Genomic DNA, 16,549 nt, shown 5'->3' with positions numbered 1-16,549 from the left:
CGGCGCATCCGCGCCCCGTTCATCGCGCCGACAGCCAGGCGACCACCTGCATCGCGCATTGCGCGGCATTGCGGCCCAGCAGCGGCCCGACATGGCTCACCGCCGTGGCCTGCAGCAACGAGGCATCCCATTCGGTCGCCAGCGCCGCGGTCAGGGCGGGCGGCACGTCGTCATCCACCATCGAGGCGATGCACAGCACCGGACGGGCAGGCCGCGCCACCTCGATGCCGGCATGGGCCTCGCGCATCGCCAGTCCGCTTTCGTCGCGCCAGTGCCGGAACGCAAACAGCGCAGTCGCCTCGTCGGCATCGGGCAGCGCGCGGCGGGTGCCTGTCAGGCGCGCATCGCGTTGCCACGGGACCACGTCGGGCCACTCGCGGCCCGGCAACTGCGCATGCCATGGCGAAGGTGGCAGCGGGTTCACCAGGACCAGCGCGTCGGCCGCATCGGCGCACACCATGGCCAGCAAGCCGCCTAGGCTGGCGCCGACCACGGCGCGCGGCCGTGGCAACGCCGCCAGCGACGCGCGCACCTGCCGCGCATAGTCATTGAACGAGGTGCCTGCCAGGCCCTGCGCGGACGCAACGAGGTCGGGGGCATCGACGCGGATACGCGCCGCTTCGAATACCCCTTTCCAGACGTTCCACTCCCAGCCGCCACCGCCACCGCCGTGTACCAGCAGTGCGGACTTGATGGGCTCAGCCAATCAATTCCGCCTCCAGCGTGATCGGCACGGCGCTCAACGCCTTGGATACGGGGCAGTTCTTCTTGGCGTCGTCGGCGATGGCGCGGAAACCGGCGTCATCGATGCCCGGCACCCTGGCCTTCGTCTTCAGGCGGATCGCGCTCATCGTCGGGCCGCCTTCCATCGACAGGTCGACTTCGGCGGTGCTGTCGATGCTTTCCGGCGGATGCCCGGCCTCGGTGAGCTTGGCCGAGAGCGCCATGGTGAAGCAGCCGGCGTGCGCGGCGGCGATCAGTTCCTCGGGATTGGTGCCCTTCTCGTCGCCGAAGCGGCTGTTGAAACCGTAGCGCGTGCCGTCCAGCAGGCCGCTCTGCGGCGTGGCCAGTGTGCCCTTGCCGGATTTCAGGTCGCCTTCCCAGTGTGCGCTGGCCTTGCGGGTGATGCCCATGCGTGTGCTCCGTTCGGGGGGAACGCAAAGCCTAAGGACGATGCCGTTACTTTTTCGTGCGTGGCGCACCGGCATGCTGCGACGCAACGCGCCCGGCCGCGGCCCGGGCCTGTCAGGCCATTGGCATGGGCCACGCCAATAGCGCTGACAGTCCCCAGGCGCTAAGGTGTCTTCCCGCCACGGCCGCCCCTCGAGCGAATGCTCGGACGGCAGCGTTCCTCCCGCGGACAGCCCCGGCGGCCGCGCTCCAGCGAGCGCCCATCCTGCACCACGGGAGGAACGGCCCCATGCCCCATTCGACAGCGCAGATCCGCAACCTGGCCCTCGCAGGCCACCCCGGCGCCGGCAAGACCACCCTGTTCGAAGCCCTGCTGCATGCCGGCGGCGCACTCCAGGCGGCGGGCACCATCGAACGCGGCAACACCGTGTCCGACTTCGATCCCATCGAAAAGCAGCGCGGCCACTCGATCGATGCCGCCATCGCCAGCATTGACCATACAGCGGCGCCAGGACAGTGCGTCCATGTGAACCTCATCGACCTGCCCGGCTACCCGGACTTCCGCGGCCCGGCACTCTCCGCGCTGAGCGTCGTGGATACCGCGGTAATCGTCGTCGATGCCAGCGCAGGCGTCGAATACGGCACCCGCCGGCTGATGGAACGTGCAAGAGAGCGTGGCCTGTGCCGCGCCATCGCGGTCAACCGCATCGACGCCGACGGCGCCGAACCCGCACGCGTGCTGGAGGAGCTGCGTGAGGCCTTCGGCGCTGAAGTGCTGCCGCTCAACCTGCCGGCCGAGGGCGGCACGCACGTGGTCGATTGCTTCGGCCAGTCCGGAGGCGAAAGCGACCTTGGTGCAGTGGCCGACTGGCACCAGCGCATCCTCGACCAGGTGGTCGAGATCAACGAGACGGTGATGGACCACTACCTCGACCTGGGCGAGGAAGGGCTTTCGGGCCGTGAGCTGCACGACGCCTTCGAGCAGTGCCTGCGCGAAGGCCACCTAGTGCCGGTCTGCTTCACCTCCGCGCGCACCGGTGCCGGCGTGAAGGAATTGCTGGACGTCGCCGCGAAGCTGTTCCCGCATCCCGGCGAAGCCAACCCGCCGCCGTTCGTGAAAGGCGGCGGCGACGATGCCACGCCCTATGCCACCGCGCCCGATCCGGATGCGCACGTGGTGGCCGACGTCTTCCGCATCGTCAACGATCCCTTCGTCGGCAAGCTGGGCGTGTTCCGCGTGTACCAGGGCACGGTGAAGAAGGACACCCAGCTGTTCATCGACGACGGCCGCAAGCCGTTCAAGGTCGGCCACCTGTTCAAGCTGCGCGGCAAGGACCATGTCGAGATCGACCGCGCGGTCCCCGGCGACATCGCCGCAGTGGCGAAGGTGGACGAGCTGCACGTCGATGCGGTGCTGCACGACAGCCACGACGAGGACCACATCCACCTGGCGCCGATCGATTTCCCGAAGCCCATGTTCGGCCTGGCCATCCAGGCCGGCAGCAAGGGCCAGGAGCAGAAGCTGGCCAATGCCTTGCACAAGCTGGCCGAGGAAGACCCCTGTTTCCACGTCGAGCACGAGGACGAGACCAACGAAACCGTGGTCCGCGGCCTGTCCGACCTGCACCTGCGGGTGAACCTGGAACGGCTGAAGGACCGCTTCGGCGTGGAAGTGCAGACGCGCCCGCCACGCATCGCCTATCGCGAGACCATCGCCGCGAAGGCCGAGGGCCACCATCGCCACAAGAAGCAGACCGGCGGCGCCGGTCAGTTCGGCGAAGTGTTCCTGCGCGTCGAACCCCTGCCGCGCGGCGGCGGTTTCGAGTTCGTCGACGAGGTCAAGGGCGGCGTGATCCCGGGGCAATACCTGCCCGCGGTGGAAAAAGGCGTCCGCGAGGTGCTCAAGGCGGGTGCCATCGCGGGCTACCCGATGCAGGATGTACGGGTCGTCGTGTACGACGGCAAGCACCACGCGGTCGACAGCAAGGAGGTCGCGTTCGTTGCCGCGGGCAAGAAGGCGTTCCTCGATGCCGTCGCCAAGGCCAGGCCGCAGGTGCTGGAACCCATCGTCGACCTCGAGGTGAATGCGCCCGAGGCGCACATGGGCGACATCAGTGGCGGCCTGGCCGGCAAACGTGCGCGGATCAACGGCACGGATGCCGCGCGGGGCGGCGAGATCGTGGTCAAGGCGCAGGTGCCGCTGTCTGAACTGGAAGGCTATGCCGCTGAACTCAAGTCCGTCACGGCCGGGCGTGGCCGCTACGCGATGGATTTCAGCCACTACGAGCCAGTGCCGCCGCAGGTGCAGCAGGCGCTGGTGGAGGCCTACAGGCCACGGCACGACGACGACTGAGGCTTCGGGACGCATGAGGTTGCTCACACCCGCATCCGCTGGCCTGCTGGCGGATGCCCTCCTCGCCCTCCACGTCGGCGTGGTCGCCTTCGTGGTGCTCGGCACGATGGCGATCCTGGTCGGCGGCCCGCTGCGCTGGCGTTGGGTACGCGGTTTCGGCTTCCGCGTATCGCACCTGGTGCTGATGGTGTTCATCGCGCTGCAGGCCTGGCTGGGCCGGTTGTGCCCGCTGACCGTCTGGGAACAGGCGCTGCGAAACCGTGCAGGACAAGCCACTTACGACGCATCCTTCATCCAGCACTGGCTGTCGCGATTGATCTTCTTCGACGCGCCTTGGTGGACCTTCGTGGCCGCCTACACGCTGCTGGCCCTGCTGATCGCCGCTTGCTGGTGGCGCTGGCCGCCGCTGCGAAGACGCCGACCCGCTTGATCGAAGCATTCGCCACCCTGCAAGAAAACCGCTGTTTTTTGCATTTTGCTATTGGCGCACGCCCGCGAATGCCCTACATTCCGCTGGCCGGCATGTACGGCCATAAAAATTCATAGACCACAGACAGACGAGGGAACACGAAACCCATGGCAAAGAAGAAGGCGACAACCAAGAAGGCCGCCCCGAAGAAGGCCGCGAAGCCGGCGAAGGCCGCCAAGCCTGCAGCCCCGAAGGCGATCAAGGAAGCCCTGAGCAAGTCGGGCCTGGTCGCCCACATCGCCGACGCCACCGGCGTTGCCGCGAAGGACGTGCGCGCCGTGATGGGCGCGCTGGAAGGCGCCATCCACGGCTCGTTGAACAAGAAGGGCGCGGGCAGCTTCACCCTGCCGGGCGTCGCCAAGTTCTCCGCCGTCAGCGTGCCGGCCAAGCCGAAGCGCAAGGGCATCAACCCGTTCACCAAGGAAGAGCAGTGGTTCGCCGCCAAGCCTGCCTCGGTGAAGGTGAAGGTGCGTCCGCTGAAGAAGCTGAAGGATTCGGCGGCCTGATCGCCACGATCCAACGCTTGCAACATGCTTCTCGGGACGGCACTGCCGTCCCGAGTCGTTTACGCCGCGGGAAAATGCCTGCCATGCCTTGCGCCCGCTGATTGGGCCCATAGATCCCGCACGACCCCACACCGCCCAGGCCTTCCCCGATGAGTCTCAACGGCTTCCTCGACCACCTGCTCAAGTCCGCCGCACCCACCACCCTGTCCGACAAGGACGGCAATGGCGGCGTGCGCGGCGCGCTGGGCTCCGATTTCGGCAAGGGTGCGATGACCGGCGGTGCGCTGGGCCTGCTGCTGGGACGCAACAAGACCACGCGCAAGCTGGCGACCTACGGCGGCCTGGCCACGCTGGGCGTGATGGCCTACCGGGCCTACGGTGACTACAAGCGCCAGCAGGGCCAGCCGGTGCAACCGCAGACCGTGGACCGCCTGCCGCCGCCGCAGGCCAGCGTGCACGGCGAAGCCATCCTGCGCGCCCTGGTGGCGGCGGCGAAGGCCGACGGCCACATCGATGCCCGCGAACGCGAGGTGATCGAAGGCGAGTTCGCGCGCATCACGCCCGACGCCGACGTGCAGAAGTGGCTGCAGGCAGAGCTGGACAAGCCACTGGACCCGGGCGAGGTGGCGGTTGCCGCGACGACGCCCGAGATCGCCACGGAAATGTACCTCGCCAGCCTGGTCGCAACCGACGAACAGAACTTCATGGAACGCGCCTACCTCGACGAACTGGCCCGCCGCATGGGGATCGACGACGCCCTCAAGCAACGGTTGGAAGACAGCGTGCGCGCGGCGCCCTGAGACACTGGCGGTGGGGGATGGACCGCGCCGCCATCGACGCCCTGCCGCCGTCGCGCTAGCATCGTGGCATTCCCGGCGGACGTGCGACATGGGCAAGCGCTTCTGGATCTGCGGCCTGGTGATGTTCTTCGCGGCGATGCTGCTGGCCTTCGTCGTGCATGCGCTGCTGCTGGGCGCCGACTACGAAGCGCTCGGTGCGCTGTACCGCGATGCCGAGGATGGCCGCCGGCACTTCCCGTGGATGCTGCTGGCGCACGCCCTGATCGGGTTTGCGATGACCTGGATCTTCGCGCAGGGTTTCGACGGACGCGAGGCGACGCTGGCCCAGGGCCTGCGCTTCGGTGCCGCGATGGCGCTGTTCTCGACGGTGCCGGGCTACCTGATCCACTACGCCGTGCAGCCACTACCGACCGCGCTGGTCGCCAAGCAGGTGGTGTTCGGTACGCTGTCGATGCTGCTGCTCGGTGCCCTGCTGGCATGGCTGCAACCGCGGCGACCGACGCTGACCCTGCCCGGGTGACGCACTGGCCTGTCGCGGTGACGCCCCGTTCATTTCCGCTGCGCACACTGTCGTCATTCCATTCGACCGCAGGCCCGCCCATGCACCACCGTCCCGCCCTTGTCCTGCTTGCCGCATTGACCACCCTGCTGGCCGGCTGCACGACCCTCGGCGTCGTCTCGGCCTGGCTCAACGATCGCGTCGCCCTGGCACCGCCACAATTGCAGCGCTACCTCGACCAGCACTATCCGCGCAGCTTCGACAGACTTGGTGGACTGGTGACGGTCACGCTCGAAAACCCGCGCCTGTCGATCCCGGCGGGCGATACGCGCCTGCGACTGGATTTCGACGTTGGCGTGGGCGCCTTGGGCAGCCGCAACGACAACGGCCGCATCTCGCTGGCCAGCGGCCTGCGCTACGACCCCGGCACGCAGGGGCTGCACCTGGATGCGCCGGAACTGCTGCAATTCGACATCCCCGGTGCGGGCAGCATGCAGGGCGGCGCGCGTGGCATCGTCAACAGCCTGATGGCGGAACTCTCGCGCAACGAGCCGGTGTACCGGCTGGAGCCGGACCTGCTGTCGAAACTCCCCGCCGGTCGCCGCGTCGGCGACGTCGCGATCGAGCGCGGCACCGTGGTCGTCCATCTCGATCGCTGACCGCCATGTGGGCTGCACGCCTTCGGCCCCGTGCCGACCACCTGCGCCGGACGGTCATTGCCACGTCCCTCTTCGCGATGCTGGTCGCGACCGCGTGCAGGCGCGACGACGACACCGATCCGATGCGCCCCAGCGGCGCTGTCGAAGCCTTGCCGCAACCGCTGGCCGCCGATGGCGCGGTCACTGGCATGCCCGAGAACCCGGGCCCCGGCGACGTGCCGCTGGGTGGCGAGCCGCCTGCGCCGCCGCCGCTGTTTGCCGCCGACGAGCGCTTCGGCATGCCGTTGCTCGAGGACAACCCGGAAACCGGACTCGGCATGACGGAGACCACTGCGGACCTGCCCGAGCCGACGCCCGCGGATGCCGTCGCGCTGCTGCGGCAGTACTACGACGCACTCGGCGCGCGCGACTTTGCCAAGGCCTATGGCATGTGGTCGGACGGCGGTCGCGCCAGCGGACTCACGCCGGAACAGTTCGCCGCCACGTTTTCCCAGGTGACCGCCGTGGACGCCCAACCGGGCGAACCGCGCCCTGTGCAAGCGGCCGCCGGCTCGCGCGTCGTGGAAGTGCCGCTGCTGCTGCGCACGACCCACGGCGATGGCAGCGTGCGCACCCAGGCCGGTCGAATCGTGCTGCGCCGGGCGATGGTGGAGGGCGCCAGCGCCGAACAGCGCGCCTGGCGCATCGCTTCGGCCGACCTGCGCGACGCAGCGGAGTAAACCCGGCTCGCCGCACGTTCGGTCGCCTCAGATCTCGAAGCGGTAGCTCAGTTTCACCATCAGCTGTTCGTCGTTGCGCAGGCGGAAGCTGTCGAACAGCGCATCGTCCACGCCGTCCGATGTCTCGGTTCGGTCGTAACCGCCGCGCGCGTACACCACGTACAGGTAGGACAGCGGCGCCAGTTCGTAGCGATAGCGGACCTGGAAGCCGAGCGTGCGCACGTTGAAATCCTCGATGGCGTCGTCCACCGCAATCGCGCGGCCTGACGGGTCGAAGCGCCAGGCACCCTGCGCCGTGGCGCCGATCCCGATGGCCTGCAGCTTCACGCGCAGCTCCTGGCGCGGGTCGATGGTCCATTCCATGCCCGCGCGCAGGCGCGCCTCGCGCCCTTCGAACGAACCCACCAGTCCAGGACGGGCACTGCCCTGCCAGATCAGCCAGTCCGGGCGCTGGATCACCGTCACCCCCGCGTTCACGCGCAGTGCGTCGCTGAAGAAATGCGTGGCGCCCAGCCACCCCGCCCAGCCGATTTTGTCGTTGCCCGCCAATCCGCCGCTGAACGCTTCGCCGCCATAGTGGTGCGACCAGTCGCCCTCGCGCGGGCGCTCGTACTCGTACATTGCATTGAAACTGGACGGCACGCGGACGATGCCGTTGCCGCGCAGCAGGGTGTCGCCGATACCGGCGCTGTTGACATTGATCTGGGCGTACTCGGAGCCGCCGTTGCGCAAGCGCCCCTGCCTGCTCATCCGGAACTGGTCGTTGAGCTTGTCGCCGCGGTTGTTGTGGTTGGTGGTGGCCCGCCAGCGCCAGTCGACCGAGGAATACCGGGCGTCGTCGGCGAAATCGGTGAAACGGCGGCGCACTTCCCAGTGCAGGTAGTTCATGCTGTTGCGCGACAGGTAGCCGAAGTCGTTGAGCTCGAGGTGGTTGCCGAAGTGCATGGCGATCCACTGCTGGCGCCAGCCGTTGTCCATCTCGTAGTCGGCCCAGACGGTCGCCCCCATGTCCTGCACCTGGTCGCCGGCCTGGTCGATGCGGCTGCCCAGCAGGCGGCTGCGCACGTTCCAGCGCGCGGTGGGGCGCCAGTTGTGGTCGACGCCCACCACCATCGCCTCGCGGTCGCGCCACGGATCGTCGACACGCGTCAGCATCGCACCCAGGTTCTGCGACTCGAAATCGCGCACAAGCCGCACGGCTTGGTAGCCGCGTCCGGTCGGTCCATCCTCGTCGGCGGCGAATACGCCGTAGTTGGCGCGGCCCAGGCTGCCGTTGGCCTTGACCGCGGCGGTGATGTCGCCGGTGCTGCCGACGCGGCGCGTGTACAGCTGCTGGCTGAAGTCCGACGGGGTCGTCAGTTCGAAGATGCCCTGGTTCTCGGTGAAGAACGGACGCTTGTCGCTGACGAAGGTCTCGGTGGCGCTGAAGTTGACCACCAGATCATCGCTTTCCACCTGGCCGAAGTCCGGGTTGACCGTGGCGGTCAGCTGGAACCGCCCGCTGGGTTTCCAGAACACGTCCACGCCGCCATTGAAGTCGCTGCCGCCGCCGACGTTGTCGTACAGCCCGGACACGTATGGCGTGATCGCCAGCAGCGACTGGCTGTACTGCGGCACCACGATGGGCGCGAACTCGGACAGGAAGCGCGGCCGTTCGAAGCTGGCCGCCGGCCAGGCCATGCGCTCGCCGGTGGCGCCCACCACGCGCGCAAGGAACACCTTCAACGTCCGTTCGCCACCGGTGCCATCGCGCATCGGCGCGGTGTGCCAGGGGATCAGCAGTTCGACCGACCAACCCGCGTCGTCCTCGGACACCGCATGCCGCCACTGTCCATCCCAGTCGCTGTTGAACTGGTTCTCGTTGGTGATGATCTCGTCGGCGATGCCACCACTCGCGCTGACGGTGAAGGCGTAGCCGGTGCGACCGTCGCCATCGAAGTCCATGAACACGTTGACGCGGTCCACCTGTTCATCGAAATCACGCTGCAGCTTCTGCCTGGAACGCGGCACGCTCGGGGGCTGGACGTTGCGAAACGCCACCGCCAGTCCGTCCGGCGTCGCCAGCACCCAGGCTTCGGTCTGCAGCGAGCCCGGCTGCCCGGTGAGCGGCTGGGTCTGGCGGAAATCGGTGACGTGCCGCGCACCGGCCCATTCGTCGGGATCGATGCGACCATCGATCTCGACCGCTTGCAGTGGCGCACAGCAGGACAGCAAGGCCAGGCAGGCCAGGCGCGGCAGGATCGACATCGGTGGTTCCGGACAGGCAGTTCGCGTTGGATGCGCAATCTACGCGCCGCAAGGCCACGCCACGCCTGCCGTGAGTCATGGCAACCATTGGCGTGCCTGGCGCATCAGCGACTTGTCCAGCCGCACGCAACGCCTCAGCGCTTGGGCTGCAGCATCGTCCCCGTGCACTTCTTCGAGCCGCAGCGGCAGGCCCAGAGCTTCTTGTTCTTCGCGTTGTGCGGTTCGTCCAGGACGATGCCGTAGTTGTAGGTCAGCTCCTCGCCGGCCTTGATGTTGCGCAGGGCGTGGATGAATACCTTGTCCTTCCTGCGGCGGTCCTTCCCGTCTTCCTCGACCTCGGACTCGCAGTTCGGATCGCAGCTGTGGTTGATCCAGCGCGCGATGTTGCCATCGACGTTGGCATCGATCACGTAATCGTCGTTGAGCGTGAACAGAAAGGTGTGGCCGTCTTCGTCATCATCCCCATACGCCTCGTCCACCTCTTCGTGCGTGCGCAGCTTGCCCTTGTAGCGGACGATGCGCTCGCCCTTCCTGATCGCCTCGGTGGCGAACACGCCGTTGCCGTGGATCTCGGACAGGCGGGCTTCGATCTTCTTCTTCTTCTTCGGCATGTGCGGCGGGCATCGTGGCGGGAGGCCGGATTGTCGCACGGCCGGCCACGCCACCGGCCCGTAGCCGGCCGTCCTCCGCGCGCTCGATGCAACACGGCCGTTCCGGATCGATCCCTGCGTTGCACCGGTATCACCACCCCGGAGCGAACCCGCCATGCGCCTGCCCATCGCCCTCGCCGCAGCCTGCATGCTGTCGGCCTGCCAGCCACCATCGACCTCCGGGCCTCCGCTGGAGTCAGCCCCCGCCACCGTTGCCCCGGCCAGCGGCACCGACGCCGGACTGATCGCACACGGCGAGTACATCGTCCGCATCGGTGGCTGCAATGACTGCCACACTGCCGACTACATGCCGCGTGGCGGCGACGTGCCGAAGGACGCATGGCTGACTGGATCGCCACTGGGCTACCACGGCCCCTGGGGGACCACGTACGCCACCAACCTGCGGCTGACCGTCGACGGTCTTTCCGAAACCGAGTGGCTGGACTACACCGGCAAGCTGCACACGCGGCCGATCATGCCCGATTTCGTGCTGCGGCAGATGCGCGAGGCCGACCGCCGCGCGATCTACCACTTCATTCGTTCGCTCGGCCGGGCGGGTGAGCCCTCGCGGCCTGCACTGCCGCCGGGTGAAACGCCCCCGCCGCCGTACTTCCAACTGGTGGAGCCAGTCGCAGCGACGGAATGAGCGGCGCAGGATGCCGGCGCGCGATTTCACCCGTGCCGGCCATGCCGCGTTCCGTCCTGCCGGCTTGCGCCGGAATGACCGCACGGATGCGATCGCCGCTGCGCTGTGTCAGAACGGCCAGAAACCGGTCCAGTACGCGGCCATGCCCAGCCCGAATGCCGCCCAGCCCAGGTCACGCAATCCGCGTGCGGCCCTCCACAGCAGGAGCACCGCGCCGGCGACGAGGGCAGCCTTGACAATGCCCGACGAACCCAGGCCGGTCGCGGCGTCGTGGATGCGCGTGGTCGCCATGATCCGTCTCCCTCGAGCGTCCGCCAGTGGACGAGGCCATGTTCGTGTTTACGCACGCCTGGCGACAGTCGCAGCCATCATCCGCCGCGGGTGACAGTCGTCACCGGCTGACCCGCAGCTGACGCCCGGGTTTGAGCCGCGAGGCTCGAAAGCGTACAATTTTGGTCCGTTTTCGAGAACCATTCGCATCCATGCTCCGGGTCACCAAGCTCACCGACTACGCCACCGTCGTCCTGACCGTGCTCGCCGCGCGGCCCGACGTCGTGCTGAGCGCGGCGGACCTGGCCGATCGCGCCGGGCTGGAAGTGCCTACGGTCAGCAAGCTGCTCAAGCCGCTGGCGCAGGCGGGGCTGGTGGAAGGCTTCCGTGGCGTGCATGGCGGCTACCGATTGGCCCGGCCGGCCAGCGACATCAGCCTGGTCGAGATCGTCGAGGCGATGGAAGGCCCGCTGGCGATGACCGAATGCAGCCTCGACCACGGCGACTGCGGCATCTCCCACCAGTGCGGCGTGCGCAGCAACTGGCGCCGGATCAACGACGTGGTCGCCGATGCCCTGCGCGCGGTGACGCTTGCCGAAATGCTCGGCGACCCGCCGCCCTCCCCCACACCGGCCCGGCGCATCCCCGCGCGCCTGGCCAACGCATAGACCACAGGCAGCCCCATGGCCACCGACATCGCAGACCCCGTGTCTACCCCAGGCATGGCGAACAAGGAGATCCACGAGCAGCTCGGCCGTCGCTACGACGCCGGCTTCGTGACCGAGATCGAGTCCGACTCGCTGCCGCCAGGCCTCGGCGAGGAAACGATCCGTGCGCTCTCGGCGAAGAAGAGCGAGCCGGCGTGGATGACCGAATGGCGCCTCGCCGCCTATCGCCACTGGCTGACCATGCCGGTGCCGCACTGGGCGAAGCTGAAGATCGCGCCGATCGACTTCCAGGCCATCAGCTACTACAGCGCGCCCAAGGCGAAGTACGCGTCGCTGGACGAAGTGCCGCAGGAACTACTGGACACCTACGACAAGCTGGGCGTGCCGCTGCACGAGCGCGCGAAACTGGCGGGCGTGGCCGTCGATGCCGTGTTCGACTCGGTCAGCGTGGGCACCACGTTCCGCAAGGAACTGGCCGAGAAAGGCATCATCTTCTGTTCGATGTCAGAAGCCATCGCCGATCACCCGGAACTGGTGAAGCGGTACCTCGGCACCGTGGTGCCGGTGGGCGACAACTACTTCGCCGCGCTCAACTCGGCGGTGTTCTCCGACGGCAGCTTCGTGTTCATCCCGAAAGATGTGCGTTGCCCGATGGAACTGTCCACCTACTTCCGCATCAACGCCGGCCACACCGGCCAGTTCGAGCGCACGCTGATCGTCTGCGAGGAACGCGCCACGGTGTCGTACCTCGAAGGCTGCACCGCGCCGATGCGCGACGAGAACCAGCTGCACGCAGCGGTGGTGGAACTGGTCGCGCTGGAAGATGCCGACATCAAGTACAGCACGGTGCAGAACTGGTACCCGGGCGACGAGAACGGCAAGGGCGGCATCTACAACTTCGTCACCAAGCGTGCCGAATGCCGCGGCGCGCGCAGCAAGGTGGTCTGGACCCAGGTCGAGACGGGGTCTGCGATCACCTGGAAGTACCCGAGCTGCGTGCTGCTGGGCGACGACTCCACCGGCGAGTTCCACTCGGTCGCGCTGACCCACCACCGCCAGCAGGCCGACACCGGCACCAAGATGATCCACGTCGGCAAGCGCACCAAGAGCAAGATCGTCAGCAAGGGCATCAGCGCCGGCCATGGCCAGAACACCTATCGCGGCCTGGTCAGGATGGAGCGCGGCGCCGACGGCGCGCGCAACCACACCCAATGCGATTCGCTGCTGATCGGCAAGCGTTGCGGCGCGCACACCTTCCCCTACATCGAGGTCAGGAACCCGACCGCGACGCTGGAACACGAAGCTACTACCTCGAAGATCAGCGACGACCAGATGTTCTATTGCCGCAGCCGCGGCATCAGCGAGGAGGACGCGGTCAGCCTGATCGTCGACGGCTTCTGCAAGCAGGTGTTCCGCGAACTGCCGATGGAGTTCGCGGTGGAAGCGAAGAAACTGCTGGAAGTGTCGCTGGAAGGGTCCGTCGGCTGACCCACCATTCCCTTCCCCCGCGCGCGGGGAAGGTGCCCGCAGGGCGGATGGGGGCAGCTTTACGTGACAGGCCCCACACCTGCCCTCCCCCGCAATGGGGGAGGGAGCAGATCAACGAAACGGACAATCAACATGCTCAAGATCGACAACCTCCACGCCAGCGTCGCCGGCAAGCAGATCCTCAAGGGCCTCACGCTGGACGTGAAGCCGGGCGAGGTACACGCCATCATGGGGCCCAACGGCGCCGGCAAGTCCACGCTGGGCAACATCCTGGCCGGGCGCGAAGGCTACGAAGTCACCGAAGGATCGGTCGCGTTCGAGGGCAAGCCGCTGCTTGACCTCGAGCCCGAGGAGCGCGCGGCCGCGGGCCTGTTCCTCGCCTTCCAGTACCCGGTGGAAATCCCCGGCGTGAACAACACCTATTTCCTGCGCGCGGCGCTCAACGCACAGCGCAAGGCGCGCGGCCAGGAAGAACTGGATTCGATGCAATTCCTCAAGCTGGTGCGCGAGAAGCTGGCCGTGCTGCACCTGAAGGACGAGTTGCTGCACCGCGGCGTCAACGAGGGCTTCAGCGGCGGCGAGAAGAAGCGCAACGAAATCTTCCAGCTCGCAGTACTGGAACCGAAACTGGCGATCCTCGACGAGACCGACAGCGGCCTGGACATCGATGCACTGAAGACCGTTGCCGACGGCGTCAATGCGCTGCGCTCGCCCGATCGCGCCTTCGTCGTGATCACCCACTACCAGCGCCTGCTGGAGCACATCAAGCCCGACGTGGTGCATGTACTGGCCGAGGGCCGCATCGTCGAGAGCGGCGGGCCGGAGCTGGCGCTGGAACTGGAACAGCACGGTTATGCCTGGCTGAAGGATCGCGTGGCGCCGGAGGCTACCGCCTGATGAGCGCCCTGCTCGACTCCCTCTCGACCGCGTTCAGCGGCGATGCCCCGCGCCGCGCATTGCTGGACGAGGTGCTGCGCGATGGCCTGCCCGGCCCGCGTACCGAAGCCTGGAGGTACACCTCGCTGCGCCAGCTGGAGCGGCGCACGTTTGCCGCGGTGGGCGAGACGCCCGACGTCGATGCCGCGCTGCTGGCCGACATTCCCGCGCCAAGGCTGGTCTTCGTCAACGGCCGCTACGCCGACGCTCTGTCGCAGTTCGCGAACCTGCCGACCGGCATCAGCGTCCAGCGGCTTTCGGAAGCCTTGGCGGAAGGCGGCGAAAGCGCACGCTTCCTGCAGCGTCGCTTCGAGCGCAGCGATGAAACCTTCGCCCGCCTCAACGCCGCGCTCGCCAGCGAAGGCGTCCTGCTGCGCGCCGAAGCCGGCGCACGTGGCGACCAGCCGCTACACATGGTCTTCATCGGTGCGGAGGATCCGGTCGATCGTGCCTGGCACCTGCGCAACCTGATCGAGTTGCATGCGGACGCATCGCTGTCCGTGGTCGAGCACCACCTCGCCGCCGCTGCGCATGCGCACTTCGCCAATGTCCTGACCCACGTGCATCTCGCGCAGCGCGCCCGCCTGTCGCACGTGCGCGTGCAGTCCGACAGCGCACGCGCCACGCAGTTCCTGCGAACCGACGCGGTGCTGGCGCGCGACTCAAGTTACCAGCGCATCGACCTGGAGCTCGGCAGCGCGTTGTCGCGCCACGAGCTCAACGTGCGCCTGGAAGGCGACAACGCACGGCTGCATGCCAACGGCGTGCTCCTGGCCGACGGCCGCCGCCATGTCGAGACCCGGCTTGGCATCGACCACGTCGCCCGCGACACCGCCTGCGAGCTCACCTGGCGCGGCCTGGGCAGCGGTCGTGGCCGCGCGGTCTTCCACGGTGGCATCCTGATCCGCGAAGGCGCCGACGGCACCAGCGCGATGCTGGCGAACAAGAACCTGCTGTTGTCGGCCGAAGCCGAGATCGATACCCAACCGGTGCTGGAGATCCATGCCGACGAAGTACAGGCCGCGCATGGCGCCACCGTCGGCCAGCTCGACCCGCACGCCCTGTTCTACCTGCGCTCGCGCGGGTTGGCCGCGGCCGAGGCGACGCAGCTGCTGACTGCCGCGTTCTGCCGCGAGCCGCTGTCGGCCATCGATGACGACGGCGTCCGCGAGGCGCTGCTGGCCCGCGTCGATGCCGCGCTGGAAACGATCACGGCATGAATACGTCGCACGTCGCGAACCCCCACCCCATCCTTCCCCCGCATCCGGGGGAAGGGGCTGGCGGCGCCGACTGGACCCTCGTCCGCGCCGACTTCCCGTTGCTGCAGCGCGAGGTGCATGGCAAGCCGCTTGTGTACCTGGACAGCGCCAATACTGGGCAGAAGCCGGCCGCCGTGATCGACGCCGTCGACGACTTCTATCGTCGCCACAATGCCAACGTCAGCCGCGCCGTGCATGCGCTGGGCACAGAGGCCACAGAGTCCTACGAAGCCGCGCGACGAAAGCTGGCCGGTTTCCTCAACGTGCGCAGCGACGAGCTGGTGCTATGCAGCGGCACCACCTTCGCCATCAACCTGGTCGCGTACTCGTGGGCGCTGCCGCGGCTGAAGGCCGGTGATGCCATCCTCGTCTCGCGGATGGAGCACCACGCCAACATCGTGCCCTGGCAACTCGTCGCCGCACGCACCGGCGCGACGATCCGTGTCGCCGAGATCCGCGAGGACGGCACGCTCGACCTGGACGCACTGCGCGCCGCGATGACCGGCGACGTGAGGCTGCTGGCGATCACCCATACCTCCAATGTGCTGGGCACGGTCAACCCGGTGCGCGAGATCTGCCGCGAGGCACGCAGGCGCGGCATCGTCACCGTGGTCGACGGCTCGCAGGCGGTGCCGCACCGCGCGGTGGACGTGGCTGGCCTCGGGTGCGACTTCTACGCCTTCACCGGCCACAAGATGTGCGGTCCCACCGGCACCGGCGCGCTGTGGGCGCGGCGCGAGCACCTGCAGGCGATGCCACCGTTCATCGGCGGTGGCGAGATGATCAAGGAAGTCAGCTTCGACGGCACCGTGTTCAACGACCCGCCGCACCGCTTCGAAGCCGGCACGCCGAACATCGCCGGCTTCGTCGGGCTGGGCGCGGCGGTCGATTACCTCGCCACGCTGGGCATGGGTGCAGTCGAAGTACGCGAAGCAGAACTGCTGGCGCATGCCACCGAGGAGCTCGACAGGATCGAAGGCCTGCGCATCTTCGGCCGCGCGCCGGAGAAGGCTGCGGTGGTGTCGTTCCTGGTGGATGGCGCGCATGCGCACGACCTGGCCACCCTGCTGGACCTTGAGGGCGTGGCCGTGCGTTCGGGCCAGCATTGCGCGCATCCGCTGTTGCAGTGGTACGGCGTGGCAGCGACCGTGCGCGCCTCGTTCGCGTTCTACAACACGCACGAAGAGGTCGAGCATTTCATCGTGGCGCTGAAGAAGGTCCGCAGACTGCTGGGTTAGACGGGCGACCG

Annotated in this window: 18 protein-coding genes; 13 read left to right on the top strand and 5 right to left on the bottom strand. The window is 67.8% G+C overall.

Translation table 11 applies throughout. The annotated features are described in order from the left end of the window. Nucleotides 1-19: 19 nt before the first annotated feature. Complete coding sequence (locus E2F46_RS04605) at nucleotides 20-706, bottom strand: alpha/beta fold hydrolase (protein WP_133320895.1); 687 nt, start codon at nucleotides 704-706, stop codon at nucleotides 20-22. Further along, a complete protein-coding gene (locus E2F46_RS04600) occupies nucleotides 699-1,133 on the bottom strand; it encodes an OsmC family protein (protein ID WP_133320894.1) in 435 nt (144 codons plus the stop codon). Before E2F46_RS04600 ends, E2F46_RS04605 begins: the two co-directional genes overlap by 8 nt. A 287-nt stretch (nucleotides 1,134-1,420) precedes the next feature. Between E2F46_RS04600 and fusA the strand changes: the two genes are divergently transcribed. The 7 genes from fusA to E2F46_RS04565 all read left to right on the top strand — a co-directional run bounded on the left by fusA (nucleotide 1,421) and on the right by E2F46_RS04565 (nucleotide 7,136). Continuing rightward, the gene (gene fusA, locus E2F46_RS04595) at nucleotides 1,421-3,484 is read left to right on the top strand and encodes an elongation factor G (protein WP_133320893.1); all 2,064 of its coding nucleotides are present in this window, start codon (nucleotides 1,421-1,423) and stop codon (nucleotides 3,482-3,484) included. Between the two features lie 13 nt (nucleotides 3,485-3,497). Next, nucleotides 3,498-3,914 carry a DUF2784 domain-containing protein gene (locus E2F46_RS04590; RefSeq protein WP_133320892.1) on the top strand — a complete coding sequence of 139 codons (417 nt, stop codon included), beginning with the start codon at nucleotides 3,498-3,500 and terminating at the stop codon, nucleotides 3,912-3,914. A 146-nt stretch (nucleotides 3,915-4,060) separates the two neighbouring features. After that, the gene (locus tag E2F46_RS04585; RefSeq protein WP_133320891.1) at nucleotides 4,061-4,459 is read left to right on the top strand and encodes an HU family DNA-binding protein; all 399 of its coding nucleotides are present in this window, start codon (nucleotides 4,061-4,063) and stop codon (nucleotides 4,457-4,459) included. Between the two features lie 149 nt (nucleotides 4,460-4,608). After that, entirely contained in the window at nucleotides 4,609-5,259 is a 651-nt protein-coding gene (locus tag E2F46_RS04580) for a tellurite resistance TerB family protein (RefSeq protein ID WP_133320890.1), read from the top strand. Nucleotides 5,260-5,347: 88 nt separating this feature from the next. After that, nucleotides 5,348-5,779 carry a hypothetical protein gene (locus E2F46_RS04575; protein ID WP_133320889.1) on the top strand — a complete coding sequence of 144 codons (432 nt, stop codon included), beginning with the start codon at nucleotides 5,348-5,350 and terminating at the stop codon, nucleotides 5,777-5,779. A gap of 80 nt (nucleotides 5,780-5,859) precedes the next feature. Next, nucleotides 5,860-6,417, top strand: a complete 558-nt coding sequence (locus E2F46_RS04570) for a DUF1439 domain-containing protein (RefSeq protein ID WP_165967344.1) — start codon at nucleotides 5,860-5,862, stop codon at nucleotides 6,415-6,417. A 77-nt stretch (nucleotides 6,418-6,494) separates the two neighbouring features. Beyond that, nucleotides 6,495-7,136, top strand: coding sequence for a nuclear transport factor 2 family protein (locus E2F46_RS04565; protein WP_133320887.1), 642 nt, complete (start codon nucleotides 6,495-6,497; stop codon nucleotides 7,134-7,136). Nucleotides 7,137-7,163: 27 nt separating this feature from the next. On the opposite strand, the gene E2F46_RS04560 is transcribed toward E2F46_RS04565, so the two are convergent. Beyond that, on the bottom strand, nucleotides 7,164-9,383 hold the full coding sequence (locus E2F46_RS04560) for a DUF5916 domain-containing protein (RefSeq protein WP_133320886.1): 2,220 nt from the start codon (nucleotides 9,381-9,383) through the stop codon (nucleotides 7,164-7,166). Nucleotides 9,384-9,517: 134 nt separating this feature from the next. Then, nucleotides 9,518-9,994: an SET domain-containing protein gene (locus E2F46_RS04555; protein WP_133320885.1), complete on the bottom strand. Its 477-nt coding sequence runs from the start codon at nucleotides 9,992-9,994 to the stop codon at nucleotides 9,518-9,520. Between the two features lie 154 nt (nucleotides 9,995-10,148). Here E2F46_RS04555 and E2F46_RS04550 point away from each other — a divergent pair, with 154 nt between their 5' ends. Then, complete coding sequence (locus E2F46_RS04550; protein ID WP_133320884.1) at nucleotides 10,149-10,679, top strand: cytochrome C; 531 nt, start codon at nucleotides 10,149-10,151, stop codon at nucleotides 10,677-10,679. A gap of 108 nt (nucleotides 10,680-10,787) precedes the next feature. On the opposite strand, the gene E2F46_RS04545 is transcribed toward E2F46_RS04550, so the two are convergent. Next, the gene (locus E2F46_RS04545; protein ID WP_133320883.1) at nucleotides 10,788-10,970 is read right to left on the bottom strand and encodes a hypothetical protein; all 183 of its coding nucleotides are present in this window, start codon (nucleotides 10,968-10,970) and stop codon (nucleotides 10,788-10,790) included. 191 nt (nucleotides 10,971-11,161) lie between these two features. On the opposite strand from E2F46_RS04545, the gene E2F46_RS04540 reads away from it, so the two are divergent. From E2F46_RS04540 to E2F46_RS04520, 5 genes are all read left to right on the top strand, one after another. Then, nucleotides 11,162-11,617, top strand: coding sequence for an SUF system Fe-S cluster assembly regulator (locus E2F46_RS04540; RefSeq protein ID WP_133320882.1), 456 nt, complete (start codon nucleotides 11,162-11,164; stop codon nucleotides 11,615-11,617). A gap of 54 nt (nucleotides 11,618-11,671) precedes the next feature. After that, nucleotides 11,672-13,105 carry a Fe-S cluster assembly protein SufB gene (gene sufB / locus E2F46_RS04535; RefSeq protein WP_425599801.1) on the top strand — a complete coding sequence of 478 codons (1,434 nt, stop codon included), beginning with the start codon at nucleotides 11,672-11,674 and terminating at the stop codon, nucleotides 13,103-13,105. 132 nt (nucleotides 13,106-13,237) lie between these two features. Next, on the top strand, nucleotides 13,238-14,002 hold the full coding sequence (sufC, locus tag E2F46_RS04530) for a Fe-S cluster assembly ATPase SufC (RefSeq protein ID WP_133320880.1): 765 nt from the start codon (nucleotides 13,238-13,240) through the stop codon (nucleotides 14,000-14,002). Then, the gene (gene sufD, locus E2F46_RS04525) at nucleotides 14,002-15,261 is read left to right on the top strand and encodes a Fe-S cluster assembly protein SufD (RefSeq protein WP_133320879.1); all 1,260 of its coding nucleotides are present in this window, start codon (nucleotides 14,002-14,004) and stop codon (nucleotides 15,259-15,261) included. Before sufC ends, sufD begins: the two co-directional genes overlap by 1 nt. Further along, nucleotides 15,258-16,538, top strand: a complete 1,281-nt coding sequence (locus E2F46_RS04520; protein ID WP_133320878.1) for a cysteine desulfurase — start codon at nucleotides 15,258-15,260, stop codon at nucleotides 16,536-16,538. The genes sufD and E2F46_RS04520 overlap by 4 nt, the downstream gene beginning before the upstream one ends. Nucleotides 16,539-16,549: the final 11 nt, after the last annotated feature.

This window comes from Luteimonas aestuarii, assembly GCF_004357985.1.
GTDB classification, from domain to species: Bacteria; Pseudomonadota; Gammaproteobacteria; order Xanthomonadales; family Xanthomonadaceae; genus Luteimonas; species Luteimonas aestuarii.
Note: the sequence above shows the minus strand (reverse complement) of the source record. Positions and strands in the feature narration are given on the sequence as shown.

Coding starts and splice junctions, on each gene's coding strand:
- E2F46_RS04550 (WP_133320884.1), top strand. CDS start 10,149: ATGCGCCTGCCCATCGCCCTCGCCGCAGCCTGCATGCTGTCGGCCTGC.
- E2F46_RS04560 (WP_133320886.1), bottom strand. CDS start 9,383: ATGTCGATCCTGCCGCGCCTGGCCTGCCTGGCCTTGCTGTCCTGCTGT.
- E2F46_RS04520 (WP_133320878.1), top strand. CDS start 15,258: ATGAATACGTCGCACGTCGCGAACCCCCACCCCATCCTTCCCCCGCAT.
- E2F46_RS04600 (WP_133320894.1), bottom strand. CDS start 1,133: ATGGGCATCACCCGCAAGGCCAGCGCACACTGGGAAGGCGACCTGAAA.
- E2F46_RS04580 (WP_133320890.1), top strand. CDS start 4,609: ATGAGTCTCAACGGCTTCCTCGACCACCTGCTCAAGTCCGCCGCACCC.
- sufB (WP_425599801.1), top strand. CDS start 11,672: ATGGCGAACAAGGAGATCCACGAGCAGCTCGGCCGTCGCTACGACGCC.
- E2F46_RS04570 (WP_165967344.1), top strand. CDS start 5,860: ATGCACCACCGTCCCGCCCTTGTCCTGCTTGCCGCATTGACCACCCTG.
- E2F46_RS04585 (WP_133320891.1), top strand. CDS start 4,061: ATGGCAAAGAAGAAGGCGACAACCAAGAAGGCCGCCCCGAAGAAGGCC.
- sufD (WP_133320879.1), top strand. CDS start 14,002: ATGAGCGCCCTGCTCGACTCCCTCTCGACCGCGTTCAGCGGCGATGCC.
- E2F46_RS04565 (WP_133320887.1), top strand. CDS start 6,495: ATGCTGGTCGCGACCGCGTGCAGGCGCGACGACGACACCGATCCGATG.
- E2F46_RS04545 (WP_133320883.1), bottom strand. CDS start 10,970: ATGGCGACCACGCGCATCCACGACGCCGCGACCGGCCTGGGTTCGTCG.
- E2F46_RS04555 (WP_133320885.1), bottom strand. CDS start 9,994: ATGCCGAAGAAGAAGAAGAAGATCGAAGCCCGCCTGTCCGAGATCCAC.
- sufC (WP_133320880.1), top strand. CDS start 13,238: ATGCTCAAGATCGACAACCTCCACGCCAGCGTCGCCGGCAAGCAGATC.
- E2F46_RS04575 (WP_133320889.1), top strand. CDS start 5,348: ATGGGCAAGCGCTTCTGGATCTGCGGCCTGGTGATGTTCTTCGCGGCG.
- E2F46_RS04540 (WP_133320882.1), top strand. CDS start 11,162: ATGCTCCGGGTCACCAAGCTCACCGACTACGCCACCGTCGTCCTGACC.
- E2F46_RS04590 (WP_133320892.1), top strand. CDS start 3,498: ATGAGGTTGCTCACACCCGCATCCGCTGGCCTGCTGGCGGATGCCCTC.
- fusA (WP_133320893.1), top strand. CDS start 1,421: ATGCCCCATTCGACAGCGCAGATCCGCAACCTGGCCCTCGCAGGCCAC.